General features: G+C 70.4%; 18 protein-coding genes. 11 read left to right on the top strand and 7 right to left on the bottom strand.

The features are described 5' to 3' along the window. Positions 1–320: 320 nt before the first annotated feature. The 4 genes from DEI89_RS16810 (at position 321) to DEI89_RS16795 (ending at position 3,522) form a co-directional block, all read left to right on the top strand. Positions 321–1,415 (top strand): acyl-CoA desaturase, encoded by a 1,095-nt coding sequence (locus DEI89_RS16810; RefSeq protein ID WP_258366298.1) that lies wholly within the window; start codon positions 321–323, stop codon positions 1,413–1,415. Between the two features lie 194 nt (positions 1,416–1,609). Further along, positions 1,610–2,407, top strand: coding sequence for a GAF and ANTAR domain-containing protein (locus DEI89_RS16805; protein WP_146236837.1), 798 nt, complete (start codon positions 1,610–1,612; stop codon positions 2,405–2,407). Between the two features lie 354 nt (positions 2,408–2,761). After that, positions 2,762–3,070, top strand: a complete 309-nt coding sequence (locus tag DEI89_RS16800; protein ID WP_110905207.1) for a hypothetical protein — start codon at positions 2,762–2,764, stop codon at positions 3,068–3,070. A gap of 128 nt (positions 3,071–3,198) precedes the next feature. Further along, on the top strand, positions 3,199–3,522 hold the full coding sequence (locus DEI89_RS16795) for an ATP-dependent DNA ligase (RefSeq protein ID WP_110905206.1): 324 nt from the start codon (positions 3,199–3,201) through the stop codon (positions 3,520–3,522). A 16-nt stretch (positions 3,523–3,538) separates the two neighbouring features. Here DEI89_RS16795 and DEI89_RS16790 read toward each other — a convergent pair whose 3' ends face one another. Together DEI89_RS16790 and DEI89_RS17470 are read right to left on the bottom strand one after the other, a co-directional pair. Continuing rightward, complete coding sequence (locus tag DEI89_RS16790) at positions 3,539–4,096, bottom strand: MarR family winged helix-turn-helix transcriptional regulator (RefSeq protein WP_110905205.1); 558 nt, start codon at positions 4,094–4,096, stop codon at positions 3,539–3,541. Positions 4,097–4,135: 39 nt separating this feature from the next. Then, on the bottom strand, positions 4,136–4,369 hold the full coding sequence (locus DEI89_RS17470) for a hypothetical protein (protein ID WP_111045080.1): 234 nt from the start codon (positions 4,367–4,369) through the stop codon (positions 4,136–4,138). Positions 4,370–4,862: 493 nt separating this feature from the next. On the opposite strand from DEI89_RS17470, the gene DEI89_RS16780 reads away from it, so the two are divergent. Continuing rightward, positions 4,863–5,291, top strand: a complete 429-nt coding sequence (locus DEI89_RS16780; protein ID WP_110905203.1) for a hypothetical protein — start codon at positions 4,863–4,865, stop codon at positions 5,289–5,291. A gap of 100 nt (positions 5,292–5,391) precedes the next feature. Here DEI89_RS16780 and DEI89_RS16775 read toward each other — a convergent pair whose 3' ends face one another. Continuing rightward, positions 5,392–6,825: an MATE family efflux transporter gene (locus DEI89_RS16775; protein WP_110905202.1), complete on the bottom strand. Its 1,434-nt coding sequence runs from the start codon at positions 6,823–6,825 to the stop codon at positions 5,392–5,394. Between the two features lie 133 nt (positions 6,826–6,958). Beyond that, positions 6,959–7,396, bottom strand: coding sequence for a MarR family winged helix-turn-helix transcriptional regulator (locus DEI89_RS17890; RefSeq protein ID WP_220033229.1), 438 nt, complete (start codon positions 7,394–7,396; stop codon positions 6,959–6,961). A gap of 93 nt (positions 7,397–7,489) precedes the next feature. Between DEI89_RS17890 and DEI89_RS17885 the strand changes: the two genes are divergently transcribed. Beyond that, positions 7,490–8,368, top strand: coding sequence for an SMP-30/gluconolactonase/LRE family protein (locus DEI89_RS17885; RefSeq protein WP_181421713.1), 879 nt, complete (start codon positions 7,490–7,492; stop codon positions 8,366–8,368). Between the two features lie 81 nt (positions 8,369–8,449). Here DEI89_RS17885 and DEI89_RS16765 read toward each other — a convergent pair whose 3' ends face one another. Then, complete coding sequence (locus tag DEI89_RS16765) at positions 8,450–9,673, bottom strand: MFS transporter (RefSeq protein ID WP_110905200.1); 1,224 nt, start codon at positions 9,671–9,673, stop codon at positions 8,450–8,452. A 463-nt stretch (positions 9,674–10,136) separates the two neighbouring features. On the opposite strand from DEI89_RS16765, the gene DEI89_RS16755 reads away from it, so the two are divergent. Then, the gene (locus tag DEI89_RS16755) at positions 10,137–10,685 is read left to right on the top strand and encodes a hypothetical protein (RefSeq protein ID WP_110905198.1); all 549 of its coding nucleotides are present in this window, start codon (positions 10,137–10,139) and stop codon (positions 10,683–10,685) included. A gap of 95 nt (positions 10,686–10,780) precedes the next feature. Here DEI89_RS16755 and DEI89_RS16750 read toward each other — a convergent pair whose 3' ends face one another. Beyond that, entirely contained in the window at positions 10,781–11,245 is a 465-nt protein-coding gene (locus DEI89_RS16750) for a MarR family winged helix-turn-helix transcriptional regulator (RefSeq protein WP_181421712.1), read from the bottom strand. A gap of 351 nt (positions 11,246–11,596) precedes the next feature. Here DEI89_RS16750 and DEI89_RS17880 point away from each other — a divergent pair, with 351 nt between their 5' ends. Beyond that, positions 11,597–11,764: a hypothetical protein gene (locus DEI89_RS17880; protein ID WP_181421711.1), complete on the top strand. Its 168-nt coding sequence runs from the start codon at positions 11,597–11,599 to the stop codon at positions 11,762–11,764. Between the two features lie 74 nt (positions 11,765–11,838). Here DEI89_RS17880 and DEI89_RS16740 read toward each other — a convergent pair whose 3' ends face one another. Beyond that, the gene (locus tag DEI89_RS16740; RefSeq protein ID WP_110905195.1) at positions 11,839–13,332 is read right to left on the bottom strand and encodes a PLP-dependent aminotransferase family protein; all 1,494 of its coding nucleotides are present in this window, start codon (positions 13,330–13,332) and stop codon (positions 11,839–11,841) included. A gap of 57 nt (positions 13,333–13,389) precedes the next feature. On the opposite strand from DEI89_RS16740, the gene DEI89_RS16735 reads away from it, so the two are divergent. The 3 genes from DEI89_RS16735 (at position 13,390) to rlmN (ending at position 16,527) form a co-directional block, all read left to right on the top strand. Then, positions 13,390–14,106, top strand: coding sequence for a pyridoxamine 5'-phosphate oxidase family protein (locus DEI89_RS16735; protein WP_110905194.1), 717 nt, complete (start codon positions 13,390–13,392; stop codon positions 14,104–14,106). Positions 14,107–14,275: 169 nt separating this feature from the next. Next, the gene (locus DEI89_RS16730; protein ID WP_110905193.1) at positions 14,276–15,184 is read left to right on the top strand and encodes a C40 family peptidase; all 909 of its coding nucleotides are present in this window, start codon (positions 14,276–14,278) and stop codon (positions 15,182–15,184) included. Between the two features lie 110 nt (positions 15,185–15,294). After that, positions 15,295–16,527 carry a 23S rRNA (adenine(2503)-C(2))-methyltransferase RlmN gene (gene rlmN / locus DEI89_RS16725; RefSeq protein ID WP_110905192.1) on the top strand — a complete coding sequence of 411 codons (1,233 nt, stop codon included), beginning with the start codon at positions 15,295–15,297 and terminating at the stop codon, positions 16,525–16,527. The last annotated feature ends 378 nt before the right edge of the window (positions 16,528–16,905 follow it).

Raw genomic sequence — 16,905 nt, 5'->3', positions numbered from 1 at the left:
GGATCATGCCGGGCCCGACAGGCCAACACCCCTCAAGGATCACTCCTGACCAGGGCGCAAAGAAAGTAACGGGGCACCGTCCGTGCTCCCTGCGGCTTTCCAACTGCTGAGCTCCGTCGCCGTCCAGTCGCCGGAGACCCTCTTCACGGTGTTCGTGGCTTCCGCAAGTTCCGGGTCGACGCAGCCACAGGCCCGTGGTGGGGCACTTCGGGGACGCTGTCCGGCCGGCCCAACCTCTTCACGTTCTCATCGTGCTTCTGCTTCTGTGTGCAGCACGAGGGACGGCGTGCAGTGGGACGCCGCGGGAGGGATGCAAGACCGTGACGGAGACAACACCGATCGGCTACACACGCACCCGGCCAGCTCCGGCCGGATCACACAGCGGCACCTCGAGGTACTCCGGCCTGCTGAAGCAGGTCAAGGCCCGCGGGTTGCTGGAGCGCCGCACCGGCTACTACTGGACCGTCTTCGCCGTGCTGATCGTGGTGCTGGGGCTTGCGTGGACGGCGTTCGTGATCCTCGGCGCGTCGTGGTGGCAGCTACTCGTCGCCGGCGTGCTGGGCGTGCTGTTCACCCAGTTCGCGTTCCTGTCCCACGAGGCGGCCCACCGGCAGGTGTTCACCTCCAACCAGTGGAACGACCGCAGCGCCCAGTACGCCGGGACGTTCCTTGCCGGGGTGAGCTATTCGTGGTGGATGAACAAGCACACCCGCCACCACGGCAACCCGAACACGGTCGGAAAGGACCCGGACGTGTCCTTCGACGCTCTGTCGTTCCGGGAAGAAGACGCCGCGAAGCGACGCGGGTTCCTTCGCCTGCTGGTCCGGGTGCAGGGGTACGCGTTCTTCCCACTGCTGCTCCTCGAAGGTGCCAACCTGCACTGGCAGTCCGCGAGGGTCCTCGGCAACATGAAGGAGATCCGGGGACGCCGCATCGAGGCGGCTCTGTTCCTGCTCCGCTTCTGCATCTACCTGGGCGTGGTGTTCTGGTTCCTGCCCGTCGGGATGGCGTTCGCGTTCCTCGGCGTGCAGCTCGCCGTGTTCGGGCTCTACATGGGTGCTTCGTTCGCGCCGAACCACAAGGGGATGCCGCTCATCCCGCACGATCAGAAAGTCGACTTCTTCAGCCGTCAGGTGCTGACTTCCCGCAACATCCGGGGCGGCTGGTTCATGGCCCACTTCATGGGCGGACTGAACTACCAGATCGAGCACCACCTGTTCCCGAACATGCCCCGCCCGCACCTCGCTGCCGCTCGCCAGATGGTCCGGGACTACTGCGCCGAACACGACGTCCCGTACACCGAGACCACGTTGATCGATTCGTACCGGATCGTGGTGGCGTACCTCAACCGCGTCGGGCTCGCGGCCCGGAACCCGTTCGAGTGCCCTCTCGTCGCAGAACGCCGCATCCGATAGCGTTGGCCGGCGTTGTCGGAGCCCCGCTGAGGGATCTGCCATCCAGAGTGCGGACCGCTCGTCGCGAAGGTGACCGGTGGAGGGCCGCGATCCTCGATGTCGCCACAGTTCTCCGCCCCCGAAGGGCACAAGCGGTGCTGCGCGTGTCGGATCGGAGTGCAGAGAGACCCTGCTGAGGCCGGTGCCGTCGATCATTGCTCCACCAGGGGTGGCGCGGACAGGTTCGAGACGTACACTCATCGCAATCGCTTCAGTACCTGGACCCCGCGCTGCAGCCCATCCCGATGGGAGCGCCCATGCTCAGGTCCGATGATGCAATGCAGCACCCGCCGGACGACCTCACCGGCCCGTTCGTCAACTCCCTCCCGGTTGCGGCAGCGGCGATCTCCACCTTCGGGGGGGTCTTCGGAACGGCGCTCGTCGCCGCATCCGGCCCGAAGGCTGCAACCGCCGACGAACAGCAGGTTGCACTCGGGGAAGGCCCGGGTTGGTCAGCGCTCCGGGATCGGAGCCCCGTCACCGTGTACGACTTCGCCACTGCGAACGCGGAAGACTGGCCGACGGCCCTCGTGATGTTGCAACGAACGGGCTGGTCGGGGGTGCTGTCCTTCCCCCTCTTCACCAGCTCACTCGACATCGGCGCTGTCACCCTGTACCTGGCTGACACGAAACCGCTCTCATCGGCAGAGATCACCAACGCGACACATCTGGCCGGCCTCACCGCGCAACGGATCCTCGCCGGCGCCGTCCGCGACATGGACACCCGTGCCACCCCTACCGCCGCGTCCGTCACGCACCCGTCCGGGCGACACGTCCAACAAGCAACCGGGATGGTGGCAGCGCAACTCGACGTGTCGGTCGAGAACGCGCTCCTCATCATCCATGCACGTGCGTTCGCGAACGCTCAACCGCTCCACACCCTCGCCGAAGCGATCCTCGACCGCCGCGTTGACCTCTGTCACGACGAAGACGACCAGCACCGAACCGGCTGACAACAGCCGAAACGCACCCGCCGCGTCGGTACCGCGTTCATCTCCAGGGCAACATGCCTCGTCGCCGATCTGAACGCTCCACGCGGGCTGCTGGCTGTCATCGCCTCTTCTCGGGCGTGGCACACTCACATGTGTCGGCTCCCAGAAGTAGGTGACAACCTGCTGTCCGTTGGCTCGGGTCCTGAGCGGCTCGCTCCATCGAGATGCCGGTCTCGTTCGAACTCAGGACCTGCCTGAAGCGCCTGAGCAGCTACTCGAGGGTGTGCCCCTTCGCCTGTTCCACGCGAACGGCCACGAGCACCCGACTTTCGGTCGCGGCCGTTCGCCACCTCACCTGCAACCGATCGGATCCGCATGGCTCTCTCCAACCTTCCCTACGACGATCGAGCGATCGTGGACGGTGTCAAGAACGTCACCGTCCATGCGGAGCAGATCAGTCAGGTCGCCGTGAACTTCATCGCGGACGATCTCAGTGACAGCACGACCGCAACGGTCACCGCCACGATGACCTGGGTCATCAGCTCAGCTGACGCCGTCCGGCTGCTGGACGCCGCACGGCCGACGGGATCACTCAACCCGGCAGGCGACGCACGGACGCTGACCGGTCCTGCCGCAAGGGAATCCGACCTCGACGAAGGCCCCCAGTGGGCCGACGCCAACTAGCGAACCAGTTCGCTCCACCGGGGCTTCGCTCCAGACGTCTCCGTGCTGCCCGAGCTGGTCCGCAGGCCTGGCGGCTGGCTTCCGAGACGTCACTGCAACCGCGTACCACGACCGGAGAGAAGAACCACATGGGGTACTTGATCTACGACGGCCAAAGCGCCGAGATCCAGATGGACGACCGCACCCTCGCGCACCTCCAGATCGTCATCATCAGCAAGCTGCGCCGTCAGGAGAGCGTCGCGTTCTCCTGGAAGGAACCCGTGTCGAAAGGCGACGGTCGAAGCACCATCTGGATCTTCCCGACCGTGAGCCTCCGTTTCAAGTTCGAAGGCAGCAGGGCCCCGGCTGTCAACGAGGCGTGGCTCGACGTCCTGAAGCGGTCGGTCAACAGCAACGGTGGGCTCCAGATGATCCCTGAACCGACCGGATCAGGGAGTGTTGACGGGCAATGACGCGTCGTCGTGACGCTTACTCGATGGCGTCCTCGTCCTCGTCCTCGACGACGTACTCGTCCTCGAACGCGGGAGACGGATCCGCTGCGTTGAGGGCCTGGGTGACCTGTTCCAGCGCCCGGGCAAGGACGTCGTTGTCCTCCTTGGGGAGATGGTCGATGACCTCGACCACGACCCGGTGGTACCGGGCGTAGGCGTCGTCGATCTTCTCCGCCGCCTGCACCGTCGGCTCCAGCACCTGCGCCCGCCGATCCGTGGGGTGCTGCGCGCGGACGAAGTCCCCCTTCGCCACGAGTCCGTCGACGATCTTCGTCACCGACGCGTTCGACACGTTGAGCATCACGGCGAGGTCCTTCGGCCCCATGATTCGCCCGTCGCGGTGCGCCTGGAGCATGTACCGGACCGCGTGGAACTCGTTCTTCGTCAGGCCGGATTCCTTCCGGGCCTGCTCGAGCTGCTGCTCCTCCGCGTGCTGCAGCCGCAGCAGCGCTTCGACCGCGTTCTTCGCGGCCCGAGATCGCGGCTCCCGCGCGTAGAGGTGCATGTGCTCACGGCGGACGACGGTCAACGGCACGACACAGCCTCCAAGGAACGGGGTGCGGTTCCGACCATGTCAGACGGTGGGTGCGGCGAAGAAGTCGGCGTACGACGGCCCGGTGCTCCCACTCAGCAGCGACGGGTCCTCCGCCCGGCGGGACGCGTACGTCTCGATGACCGTCGGGTCCGTCAGGCCGTAGCGCCGGTGCGCGCCCGCCGTGTGCGTCGTCCGGGGCATTCCCTGGTACGTGCTGTGCATGTTCCTCGCCACCTTCTGCTGCTCGATGCCCGGCCTTCGATGCCCGGACACCAGAATCCTTCACGACCTGAACGGTTTTCGCAACTGAACATTCAGGGACGTGTACCGTTTGCGCACCGAACCATGTGAACGCATGAACGGGATGGCACTGCTGAGGGCAGGAACGCTTCTGATCTGGTTGCCCCGCCGAGTCGCATCGACCCAGCAAGCCGCCTTCGGGTGAGGAGGCCGCCGAGAAAAGGTGGCTGTGCACGCGGCTCCTTCCAGCCTGAGGGGCAACCAGCCGTCCGGCGGCGGGGCGGGCATCTCGATCGCCACAGGGCAGGAGGTCACCGGCCTCGAGGTGTTCAGTGATGCCACCCGCCCGGCAGTACGAACCGGTGGGGGATCGCGATCTCCCTCGCCGCGAGGGAGGGGACTCGCGGGAGGCCGGCACGGCGACGTTGCACCTCTGGATGCTCGACGAGCAGCAGGACCACGACGAGCACGCGATGCGGCGGACGATCTTGAGGATCGGGACGGCCCTCACCGGCACGACGACCACATGACCACGTTCCACCTGGGCCTCGCTCTCGGGCGCTTCATCCCGCCCGTCGCCATCGCCATCGCCATCGCCATCGGCCCGCGCCTCGCCCGACTGGCCACGCGGCCACGCGGACGATCTGCTGTGGCCGACGGGCCTCCCGACCTGATCGTCGAGGACATCGACCTGCCCGCGACCGCTGGCTCACCGGGGATGCGCATCCGCCTGTACCGCCCCGAACGGCACGCGGTGTCGTGCCGTCGCTGGTCTGGGTGCACGGCGGCCGGATGGTGCTGGGCGACCACCTGCAGGACGAGCGGGCGAACGTGTCGATCGCCCGCCCCTCGGCATCACGGTCGGTACTCCACGAGCGAGACCGGCACGGACTCGGAGGAGCTCGACTTCCTCCGCGTCCGTGCCGTCCAAGTAGCGTTCCCCACCGGAGCCTGACGGTCCCTTCCTCGTGGTGATCGACCGCGCCCGTCCCAGCTGACGGCGGTGACCACGAGCCGGACCGAGCCTGGGTGCCTCGGTCCGGCCGGACCTCCCGTCAGACGGCCTCGGCGAGCACCGCTTCCGCCCGCTCGGCGCTGCCGGTGGCCAGCCCGCGATCGATGCGGCCACGCGACGCGAGCCAGATCCCGACCCCGGCGACGAACACCAGGACCTCGGTGACGGTCAGCGCCCAGATGATGCCGGCGAGCCCGAACCAGAGGTTGCCGAGCAGGACGATCGGGATGAACAGCACGCCCTGCGACAGGGACATCGCGATCGCCGGGGTGGCGAGACCGGCCGCCTGGAACAGCGAGGTGAACAGCCCGGTGAAGCCGTTCACGACCGTGGCGACGAGCTGGGCGACCAGGATCGTCAGGCCGATGGCCAGAACTGAGTGGTCGGAGGAGAATACCGTGAATACCTGCTCCCGGAACACGAACACCGTGCCCGAGAACAGCAACACGATCGCCCCGACCGTCAGGGCCGACGCCCGGAGTGCCGAGCGCAGCCGCTCCCGGTCGCCCTTGCCGTACGCGTAGGCGAGCAGCGGCAGGACGCCGATCGTGACGCCCATCACCAGGAACTCCGGCACCTGGGCGATCCGCACGGCGACGCCCATCGCGGCGAGTGGGTCGTCGCCGTACTGCGCTGCGAGGTTGTTGAGCACCAGGGTCGTGACGATGAGGAACCCGGCCTGCAGCAGCTCACTGACGCCGATGCCGAACACCGGCCCGAGGACGGATCGACGGAGCGTGAACCAGCGGAGCGAGAGGCTGACGTTCTCGCTGTGCTTCCCGAGCCACAGCACCCAGTAGACGATGCTGACCAGGTTCGCCAGGCCGACCGCGAGCGCGGCTCCCGCGACGCCCCAGTGCAGCACCAGGATGAACAGCACGTCGAAGACCAGGTTGCCGATCGTCGACAGGACCAGCCCGATCATCGCCTGGCGGGCGGCACCTTCGGCGCGGACCATCTGCTCCAGGCAGAACGCGGCGGCGAGCACCGGCACGAAGACGAGCATCACGCTGACGTAGGCGCTGGTGGCGGGCACGGCGGCGGCGTCCGCTCCGAGCAGGCCGACGAGTGGGTTGAGGAACAGCAGCCCGAGCCCGCCGAGCACGATGCCGGTGACGACCGAGCCCCAGACGGCGAACGAGGCGACGTGCTTGATCTCGCCGGCCTTCGCCGGGTCGTGTTCGGACGCGCCGAGCAGCCGCGACATCAGGGAGCTGCCGCCGACGCCGAACACACCGCCGACGGCCATCACCAATCCGAGCAGCGGGGTGCCGAACGTGATGGCGGCGAGCAGGGCGGTGTCGTGCTGGGCGCCGATGAACCCGGCGTTGATGACGTTGTACAGGGCGCTGACGACCATCGCCGCCGCCATCGGCACGCAGAGGTGCACGAGGGCTCGGAGGATCGGGGCGGCGGAGAGGTACCAGCGGTTCTTCTCCGCTGCGGTGTCCGTGGGCTGTGTGGTGCTGCTCATGACTGTCCCCTTCCGGGCAGGACCGAGCGCGCGACGGCAGTGCCGTCACGGCATGGCGATGGGACGCGTCGGCGGGTGCCGTCGCGTGGGCAGGCTCGCGCCTCCGGCGGACGGCCGGGAGGCTCTGCTGCGGTTACCGGGTGGGTTCCGGCAACTCCGCGGTCACCCTGAGCAGGAGGTCGCGGAGCGTGGCGCGCTCGTCCGGACTGAGCGGGGCGAGCAGGCGGTCGTCGAGGGCGAGCATCGCGTCCTCGAACCCGGCGATCAGGTCGATGCCGGTGGGGGTGGCGTACACGAGCTTCGTCCGGGCGTTCCCGGCGTCGGCACGTCGTTCGATGAGGCCCCGTTTCTCGAGCCCCTGCAGGAGGCTCGACACGCTGGCCGCACTGGTCCGGGTCATCTCGGCGATGTCGCGCTGGATGGCGCCCGGGTTCTGCTGCAGGTAGCCGAGCACGAAGCTCTGCTCGTGCGAGAGGTCACGCTCACGCACCCACTCGTCGGCGGCCTTGCGCTGGGCCCACCCGATCCAACGCATGAGCTGGAGGGGCGTGTCGAAGTGCGGTGCCTGCATGATGAGAACTCTAAGTGTTCGAGCTCTAACTGTCAACGAGGAGCCCGGGCCCATGCTGCGATCGGGCAGTGGGGCGACTGGCATGCTGGCCTGGTGCACATCACCCTGGACTCCGCGACCGACGTCGTCACCGGCATCCGCTTCCCCGAGGGGAACCGCTGGCACGAGGGCCGGCTCTGGTACTCGGACATGCACACCGGCGAGGTCTTCTCCATCGACCCGGACGGCGGCGCGGACGCCGCCCCCCGTCTCGAGGCCACGGTCGCCGGGCAGTCGTCCGGCCTCGGCTGGCTGCCGGACGGCCGCCTGGTCGTCAGTTCGATGGAGTCCCGCACGGTCGTGGCTGTCGAGGATGACGGCACGACGAGCGTCTTCGCGGACCTGTCGTCGGTCGAGTCGTCGCTCGTCAACGACCTGGTCGTCGACCCCGAGACCGGTCGGACCTACATCGGCGCGTTCGGCTACGACCTCTACGCAGGCGAGGAACTCCGCCCGGGCCCGCTCTACGTCATCGAGCAGGACGGTTCGTTCCGCCTGGCGGCAGAGGGTCTGGTCTTCCCGAACAGTGCGAACGTCCTGCCCGGCACCCGCACCCTGGTGGTCAGTGAGACGTGGGGTGGAAAGCTGACGGCGTTCGACATCGAGCCCGACGGGTCCCTGACCGGGCGCCGCGAGTGGGCAGCGCTGCCCGAGGGTGTCACCCCGGACGGCAGCACGGTCGACGCCGAGGGGGCGATCTGGGTGTGCTCGGTCGACACGGGGGAGTTCCTCCGGGTCGTCGAGGGGGGCGAGGTCACGGACCGCATCGACGCTCCCGGTCGGTGTGCGATCGACTGCGCCCTCGGTGGCGAGGACGGGCGGACGCTGTACCTGGCGACGGCGGACAGCTACGACCCGGCGACCACGGCCCGGACGCACGCCGGGCGCATCAGTGCGGTGCGGGTTCCGGTACCCGGCCCGCACGTCGGCTGAAGGGCGTACCGCACCGGGGCGGAGTCGCGCCTCCCGTCCGGCTCCTGCTTCCCGTCCGGGACCGCGCCGGCCGGGACCCGGTCAGTCCGCCGCTGCGGTCGCGACCGGTCCGGTCGCAGGTGCGGGTGCGACCTCGGGCACGGCGCTCGACCGTCGCGAGCCGAGCGACAGGAGCACGACCGCGCCGATGACCGCGACGGCACCGGCGAACCAGAAGTCGGCGGCGAGTCCGAAGCCCGTCACGGCCACGCCCCCGACCACGGAGCCGGCCGCGATCGCCAACTGGATCGTCGTGACGAACAGGGCCAGACCGCTCTCCGAACCACCGGGGGACGCGGTCGACATCCACGTCTGGGTCCCGAGCGGCAGGGCGCCCCAGACGAAGCCCCACACGACGAGCAGGACGAACACCCCGACGACCGAGTGCGCCGCGAGGGGCAGCAGGACGACGGCGGCGGCCAGGACGATCTTCGACACCCCGATCGTGCCGATGACGTTCCGGCTCAGCGTCACGCCCGAGACGAAGTTCCCCGCGATGCCGGCGACACCGAACACGAGCAGCGCCAGCGTGACGGTGTCCGGGCCGACGCGCACGGACTCCTGCAGGTACGGCGCCACGTAGGTGTACGCGGCGAACTGGGCGACGAAGAGGAACGCCGTCGCGATGAGCCCGACCCGGGCGCGCTGCACCCGGAGCAGGCCGCCGAGCGTCGCGAAGCGCACCCGCTGGACCGACGGGATGCGCGGCAGCATCGCGAGCTGCAGCACGAGTGCGACGATGCCGAGCGCGCCGCCGATGACGAACGCCAGCCGCCAACTCGCGAGCGACGACACGAAGGCGCCGAGCGGCAGGCTCACCACCGTCGCGACCGAGACCCCGGCCGTGATCAGCGACGTGGCTCGGATGACGGACGCTGGCGGGACGAGGCGGCCCGCGATCCCGGCCCCGATCGCCCAGAACCCGCCGATGCCGACCCCGAGCAGCATGCGTGCGACGAGGAGGACCCAGAACGTCGGGGCCAGTGCCGCCAGCGCGTCCGCGACCACGAGCAGGACCGTCAGACCGAGCAGCACGGTCCGACGATCCAGTCGCGACGTGGCGACGGTCACGACCGGGGCGGCGACCGCGCCGGTGAGGCCCGTGAAGACGACCATGAGGCCGGCCGTGCCGATGCCGACGTGCAGGTCGTCGGCGATGGCGGGCAGGAGCCCGATGGGCAGGAACTCCGAGAGCACGAGGACGAACGAGCCGAGGGCGACCGACAGGACGCTGAGCCATCCGCGTCGATCCGCTGGTGAGGTCATGGACGCGACAAGCGCGCTCCGGCGCCGTCCATTCCGGTGTGACGGTCGCTGCCCGTTCGTACCCCCCCGAGACGCGCTCGGCTGCGGCGGGCCTCCCGGACGCCAGCGGCCGAGGTGGGCAGGATGGAAGGCCGGGACAGGGGGAGAACATGACGGGTCCAGCAGCGCCGTGGCCGGACGAGGAGCACGTGGGGGCGAGGGCGGCAGAGCCGTCGACGGGGCCGAGTGCGGGCTCGTGGGTGTTCGCGACGATCGTCCTGGCCTTCGTGCTGGCCCTCGCGCGTCGGGATCTGCGGCGGCATGTCGTGTCGGAGGCCGACGCGGACAAACGCGCCGACGCGTGTCCGGAGGTCGGGGCGTGACCCGACCTGCTCGACCCGGGCAGCCCGGGCGGCGGCCCGCTCGTCGTCGACGTCCTCGCCGACCGGCGGAGCCGCTCACCTGGCGTCGGTTCGGAGCCGGGGTGTGGCAGCTCCTGCCGAACCTGCTGGTGTACTTCGGCACGCTGGGCCTGATCGTCACGGCGTTCGGACTCGGTCCGGCGGTCGCGGCGCACGACCAGAACGTGGAACTCCATCGCATCGGGGTGCGCGCCACCGCCGAGGTGGTGAGCGTCCGGAAGCAACACCACCACAGTCGGCACAGCAGCTGGGACGAGTGGATCCCGACCACACAGCAGACCGTCGACGGGTGGAGCAGCACCACCGAGCTCGAGCGGTACTCGTCGCGCGACGAGGACGCCTTCCACCGCGGACAGCGTTTCGCGGTGCTCGTCGACCCGGGCGATCGCGACTCCGTGGTGCCGGCGTCGAACGCTGCGCGTGATCGGAAGACCCGCGTGCTGCACCGGTCGGTGGGGGTGGCGATCGGCACCGTGGTCTTCCTGGGCGTCGGCGTGCCGGTGGTGGTGCACCGTCGGCGGCACGACCCGAAGCTGCGGCGGCGTCGGGAGAAGGCCGCTCGGCAGAAGGCGCGTGCGCGAGCGACGCGGGAGAAGGCCCGTCGGGGCTGAGCTCGGACCGGGCTGAGCTCGGACCGGGCTGCGCTCGGACCGGGCTGCGCTCGGACCGGGCTGCGCGCGGGCAGGTCAGTGCTGCCGCGAGGACCTCACCCGCCGAACGCCGAGATCTCCTCCAGCAGCGGTTCGTGCATGGCCCGTCGGAGCACCGCGGCTCCGGCGAACACGGTGACGCGCTCGTCCTCCCCGATGCCGGCGAGGAGCTCGACGATCTCGACGCGACGGCGCTGCATGACGTCGGCGACCAGCGCGCGACCCTGATCCGTGGCGCCGACGAGCACCTCGCGGCGGCTCTCGGCGCTCGGCAGTCGTTCGACCCAGCCGTCGGCGACGAGCCGGTCGACGTTGCGGGTGAGGGTGGACGGCCCGACCGCCAGCCGTTCGGCCAGGTCGCCGGAGCGGGTCGGGCCGAGGGTGGTGACGAGGACGATCAGGCGGAACTGCGGAACCGTGACGTCCTCGAGCGCCGGAGCCAGGGACCGTGCGACGACTCCGAGAAGTCCTCGCGAGGCTGCGAGCAGTTCGTCGATCCCCTCGGGAGGTGCATCAGACATGCGACCATCCTGCCGCCCGCGACGGCCCGGACGCACATCCGCGTGGAGCAGAGATGCCGCGGAGGCACCGAGACGCCGCCGCGATGCCGCCGAGGTCCCCGGCGTCTCGGTGGTTCGGGGGCGTCCCGCAGTGACGCCGGCGTCCGGGCGGCCCCGGTGGCCCGGCGGCCCGGTCGTCCGCATGGCGCTGACTTCCGGCGCAGTTCACCCGGCCGCCTCCGACGTCACGTAGCGTCCCGCCCAAGAAGAGAGTTCGTCTCGCGTCCCGCAGTCCGCGGGTGGTCGCAGGCCCCGTCTTCCGGAGCCGGACATCGCCAGCGGAGGGTGGGCGCCGTGAACAGGGAGCACGCCATGACGAAGTACGAATCGAACCACGACGTGGAGCCGCTCCGCGTCACCACCTACCGATACGCCCGCAAGGCCGCTCGGCGCGGCTGGGCGATCCCGGCGGACCTGCCCGTCCCGTCCTTGGACGACCTCTGGCGCACCGGCACCACGGAGCGCGTCCGCCGACGGTGACCGACCGCCGACGGTGACCGACCGCCTGCGTCCTCGACGTCATCCGTGACGGCCGGGAGCCTGCGCCACTTCGGTCAGGGTGCCACCGGTCCGCGGATCGCCGTGAGCACCACGTCGAGCGCCCGGTCGAGTTCCGGCAGCGTCACCGCTCCGTACCCGAGCACCACTCCGTGGCCGAGCGCAATCCCGTAGCCGAGCGCCGCCCCGGGGCCGAACCGCTCGGTCTCGTAGTCCGCGAGGTCGGCCACGAGGACCCCTGCCGCAGCTGCCTGCGCTGCCACGTCCGCGCCGGACGGAACGGCCGCACCAGCGCCGGTCGCAGGCGCACCGGCCTCCGGAGCCGGCCACGTCAGGACCGCGTGCAGCCCACCGGTCAGGGCACGAGCCTCCAGGCCGGGGACCCCGCTTCCCGTCAGCCGGAGCGCGATCCGCTCACGGCGGTGCGTGTAGTCCCGCCGGACCCGGCCGAGGTGCCGCCGGTACGCGCCGGTCCGGAGCAGGTGTGCGATCGCGACCTGCACCGGCTCCGCCACGACCGGACCACGCGCCGTCCGCGCGGCGAGGACCGCATCACGGAGTGAACCGGCCCTGCCTGGCAGCACGACGTAGGCGCACCGCAACCGCGGGTCGAGGGTCTTCGAGAACCCGCCGAGGTGCACGACCACCCCCTCGGTGTCGAGCGCCGCGAGCGCCGGAACGGGTGTGCCGCGGTGTCTGAGCTCGGAGTCGTAGTCGTCCTCGACGACGACCGTCCCCGTCACGGCGGCCCGCGTGAGGAGTGCCCGCCGGTGACCGACCGGCATCACGGACCCGAGCGGGTACTGGTGCGTCGGCGAGACGACGACCGCGTCGGCCGAGGTCGTCGCGAGGACCGCCAGGTCGATGCCGTCCGGTCCGACCGGCACGGCGACGAGTTCCGCGCCTGCACTCGTCAGCGCGCGGTGGCCGGAGCGGTAGCCGGGGTCCTCGACCGCGATTCGCGGGGCACGACCGAGCCGGGACCGGAGTGCCTCGACGAGCAGCGAGAGCGCCTCCGAGGTCCCCGCTGCGACCACGACGTCGGACACCGGCGGGCTGAAGCCGCGCGCCAGACCGAGCTGCGCGACGACCTGCTCCCGCAGGGCGGGGAGGCCCAGCGGGTTCGACAGTTCGTTGCGCAGCGGTGCCTCGGCTGCAGCCCGCCATGCCGCCCGCCAGTTGCGCGCGCTGATCGCGGTGACGGCGGGGATCCCCGGCCGGCAGTCCAGCGCCGGCCCCGGCCGGGAGGCACGGTGCACGTCCGTCCCGCCGCCGACCCGGGGAACCGGATCCACATCGGACGCCTCCGGCCGCGTCCCCGCGCCGGAGGCCGCGCCCCCGACCACACGCGCAGCGGCCCCGTGACGCGTCCGGATGTAGCCCTCGCCGTCGAGCTGCTCGTACGCCGCCACCACGGTCCCGCGCGCCACCCCGAGTTCGGCCGCCAGGGCACGAGTGGACGGCAGCGGGTCGTCGGCGCCGAGCGTCCCGTCATGGACCAGCCGTCGGACCCGGGCGACGACGGCTGCCACCTTGCTCGACTGGTCCATTCGAACTGCCCCGATCTGGTCTACGTGCTGATCCAGTCCCGACCCTAGCGTCGAGGCGTGCCCACCGACGACGCCCTGCCCTCCCTGACCATCCGACGCCTCCGCGACCGCCAGCAGACCCACCCCGAGGCCCTGCGCCAGGTCCTCGCCGAGGGCTTCGTCGCCCACGTCGGCCTGGTCCGCGACGGCTTCCCGATCGTGCTGCCCTTCCTCTACGGCGTCGGCGACCTCGGTGCCGGACCGGTCCTGCTGCTGCACGGCTCGACCGGCGGCGGACTCTTCCTCGACGCCGGGACCGGAGGCGTCCCCGTCTCGGCGACGATCACCCACCTCGACGGCATCGTCTTCGCCCGCTCGACCTTCGACAGCTCGGCGAACTACCGCAGCGCGATGGTGGTCGGACGGGCGACCGTGGTGCCGGCCGAGCTCCGGGCGGACGCGCTCCGCCAGGTGTCCGACCACCTCATGCCGGGTCGTCGGGCGGAACTGCGCGAGATGACCGCGAAGGAGGTCCGCCAGACCCAGGTCCTGCAACTCCCGCTCGACGCCGCCAGCGTCAAGGTCCGCGCCGCCGGCGTGGGGGAGTCACCCGACGACGGCGAGGACCACCGCACCTGGGCCGGCGTCCTGCCCGTCGCACTCCGGGCGGGGGCACCGGTGCCCGGCGCGCTCGCCGCGGACGCGGCAACCCCGGTCGATGCCTCCGTGGTCGCGCTCGCCGCACGACTCGACGCGCTCGCCGAGGGACGGGAGGCCCGGCTCGCCTCCGCATGACGAGTTCCGCCAGTGAGACGCGTCGGGCCGACGAGACGTGTCGGTCCGGGGAACCTGTGACGGACCGCAGGTTCGCGGCCCGGTTCCCCAGGCGAGATCAGGTTCGTGACCAATACGTTATCTTCCCGAGTCGCCGCTCGGACCGGGCGGCTCGGACCCGGAAGGAACCATGGGACGCCACGCTCTGCCCGCACTCGACGACGACCGTCGAGCCGCACCCGTCCCGACCTCCACACCCGGACCGCGCACCCGCGGCCGCCGCTCCGCAGCGGGTCCGGCCGTCGCCCGCTCCACCTTCGTCGAGCACCAGCGCCCGGCCCGCGTGGTCGCGCTCGCTCCCGCCCGAGCCGTGCAGCCGACGACGAACGCGTTCGTCTCGCGGAACGCCGCACTCCGTGCCGAGCGCGTCGCCGACCCGCGCCACGTCCGCCGCGCCGCGAACGCCAAGCGTGCCGCGCTGCTCCTCGCCCCGGCGCTCGCGATCACCTCGACCCTGTCGCTGTCGATCCCGGCGGAGGCGGCGACGGCCGTCCCCGCTCCGGCGACCACCACCACGTCGCAGGACCTGCAGACCTACACGGTCGCCCACGACGTCCAGGTGCCGATCGTGTCCTCGGACGGTGTGACGACCACCTCGATCGTGTCGTACCCGACCCTGGTGCTCCGCTTCGGCGTGACCGAGACCCAGGCGAAGTCGGCACTGTCGGCTGCGCTCTCGGCCGGCGGCGACCGCGCCACCGTGCTCCAGACGGCACTGCAGTACCTCGGCGACCCCTACGTCGAGGGCGGTGCCAGCCACTCGGGCATCGACTGCTCCGGGCTGACGATGGTGGCGTACCAGGCCGTCGGTATCCAGCTCGCCCACTACGTCCCGACACAGGACGCCGTCGCGACGACGGTGCCCGAGTCCGAGGCGCTGCCGGGCGACATGGTGGTCTACGACGACGAGGACCACGTCGGCCTGTACCTCGGCCAGGGGCTCGTGCTCCAGGCACCGCACCCGGGCGAGGTTGTCGACATCGTCCCGATGTACCCGGCCGCGCACCACTTCAGCCGGCTCCTGCCCGCCGGTTCCTGAGCGGCGACCACCCCCTCCCCTGACCAGGACACGGACCCCGGGGGCGGCGACCACCTGACGGGCCGGACCGGCGCGCTCGAGGGGTTGCGGGCCTCCCGTAAGCTGGAGTGATGGCCACCGACACCCGCACACCGTTCGAGGAGCAGCGCTCTGCCCGCCCGCAGGTGCGCCCGCGTACCGAAGGATGGCAGCAGGCGACCGGGACCGACGGTCGGCCGCTGCTGCAGTTCGCGTCCCCGAAGCGGGGCAAGCCGCCGGTGCACCTGGCGGACCTGACGGTGGCGGAGCGCGAAGCCAAGGTGAAGGAACTCGGGCTGCCCGGGTTCCGCGCCAAGCAGCTCGCCACCCACTACTTCACGCACTACACGTCCGACCCGGCGAAGATGACCGACCTGCCGGCGGCCCAGCGCGAGGAACTCGTCGCCGGGATGCTGCCGCCCCTGCTGACCGAGACCCGTCGTCTCGAGACCGACAAGGGCGACACGATCAAGTTCCTCTGGAAGCTGCACGACGGCGCCCTGGTCGAGTCGGTGCTCATGCGCTACCCCGGTCGCATCACCCTCTGCGTCTCGTCCCAGGCCGGCTGTGGCATGAACTGCCCGTTCTGCGCGACCGGACAGGCCGGCCTCACCCGGAACATGTCGACGGCCGAGATCATCGAGCAGATCGTCCGCGCGAACGCCGCCATCGCCGCCGGGGAACTCGGGGGAGACCCGCGCAAGGGCGGGCAGGACCGTGTCGACGCCGAGCGCGTGACGAACATCGTGTTCATGGGCATGGGGGAGCCGCTCGCGAACTACAAGCGCGTGATGGACGCCGTGCGGATCATGGTCGCTCCGCAGCCGAACGGCCTGGGCATGAGTGCCCGCGGCATCACGATCTCGACTGTGGGGCTGGTGCCGGCGATGCTGAAGCTCGCGGAAGAGGACATCCCCGTGACCTTCGCGCTCTCGCTGCACGCACCCGACGACGAACTCCGCGACGAGCTCATCCCGGTGAACTCGAAGTGGAAGGCGGACGAGGCGATCGACGCCGCCCACAACTACTACGTCAAGACCGGCCGGCGAGTGTCGATCGAGTACGCGCTCATCAAGGACATGAACGACCACGCCTGGCGAGCCGACCTGCTGGCGGAGAAGCTCAACAAGCGTGGCAAGGGCTGGGTGCACGTCAACCCGATCCCGCTGAACCCGACGCCCGGCTCCGTGTGGACCTCGTCCGAGGTCCACGTGCAGGACGAGTTCGTCCGCCGACTCAACGCCGCCGGCATCCCGACGACCCTCCGCGACACCCGCGGCAAGGAGATCGACGGCGCCTGCGGGCAGTTGGCCGCGGCCGACTGACGGTCCGTTCTCGATGCCGGTCGCCATGGCGACGGGTCTGCCAGGAGGCGCGGTGCGAGTTCGCACCGCGCCTTCCGGCGTTCCTGGGGGCGCGTGCCCACGACCCCGCGTAGAACGCGACACGCCCGGGCGTCGGGCTGGCTTGGCGCTGCCGTTCACCCGTGCGTAAAGTAATCACTCGTTGCCGCTGAGGCGGAGAACGGAACGGCCGAGACACTGACCGGGTCACTGACCTGGAAGATGCAGTCCGGCCCCGTGCTTCCCCGGGCAACGAACCAGCCTCTCTGGCGTGACATCGTGATGGTGTTGGGTGGGGAGTGCGTCTGGTCCTTGAGAACTCAACAGCGTGCACATTGTCAATGCCAATTTTATTGACCT

Source organism: Curtobacterium sp. MCBD17_030 (assembly GCF_003224255.1).
Lineage (GTDB): Bacteria > Actinomycetota > Actinomycetes > Actinomycetales > Microbacteriaceae > Curtobacterium.
This window is presented reverse-complemented; position numbering and strand designations above follow the sequence as displayed.

Bases quoted from the DNA above. Each gene is read 5' to 3' on its own strand.
- DEI89_RS16800 (WP_110905207.1), top strand. From the start codon at position 2,762: ATGGCTCTCTCCAACCTTCCCTACGACGATCGAGCGATCGTGGACGGT.
- DEI89_RS16795 (WP_110905206.1), top strand. From the start codon at position 3,199: ATGGGGTACTTGATCTACGACGGCCAAAGCGCCGAGATCCAGATGGAC.
- DEI89_RS16780 (WP_110905203.1), top strand. From the start codon at position 4,863: ATGACCACGTTCCACCTGGGCCTCGCTCTCGGGCGCTTCATCCCGCCC.
- DEI89_RS16775 (WP_110905202.1), bottom strand. From the start codon at position 6,825: ATGAGCAGCACCACACAGCCCACGGACACCGCAGCGGAGAAGAACCGC.
- DEI89_RS17890 (WP_220033229.1), bottom strand. From the start codon at position 7,396: ATGCAGGCACCGCACTTCGACACGCCCCTCCAGCTCATGCGTTGGATC.
- DEI89_RS16765 (WP_110905200.1), bottom strand. From the start codon at position 9,673: ATGACCTCACCAGCGGATCGACGCGGATGGCTCAGCGTCCTGTCGGTC.
- DEI89_RS16750 (WP_181421712.1), bottom strand. From the start codon at position 11,245: ATGTCTGATGCACCTCCCGAGGGGATCGACGAACTGCTCGCAGCCTCG.
- DEI89_RS17880 (WP_181421711.1), top strand. From the start codon at position 11,597: ATGACGAAGTACGAATCGAACCACGACGTGGAGCCGCTCCGCGTCACC.
- DEI89_RS16740 (WP_110905195.1), bottom strand. From the start codon at position 13,332: ATGGACCAGTCGAGCAAGGTGGCAGCCGTCGTCGCCCGGGTCCGACGG.
- DEI89_RS16730 (WP_110905193.1), top strand. From the start codon at position 14,276: ATGGGACGCCACGCTCTGCCCGCACTCGACGACGACCGTCGAGCCGCA.
- rlmN (WP_110905192.1), top strand. From the start codon at position 15,295: ATGGCCACCGACACCCGCACACCGTTCGAGGAGCAGCGCTCTGCCCGC.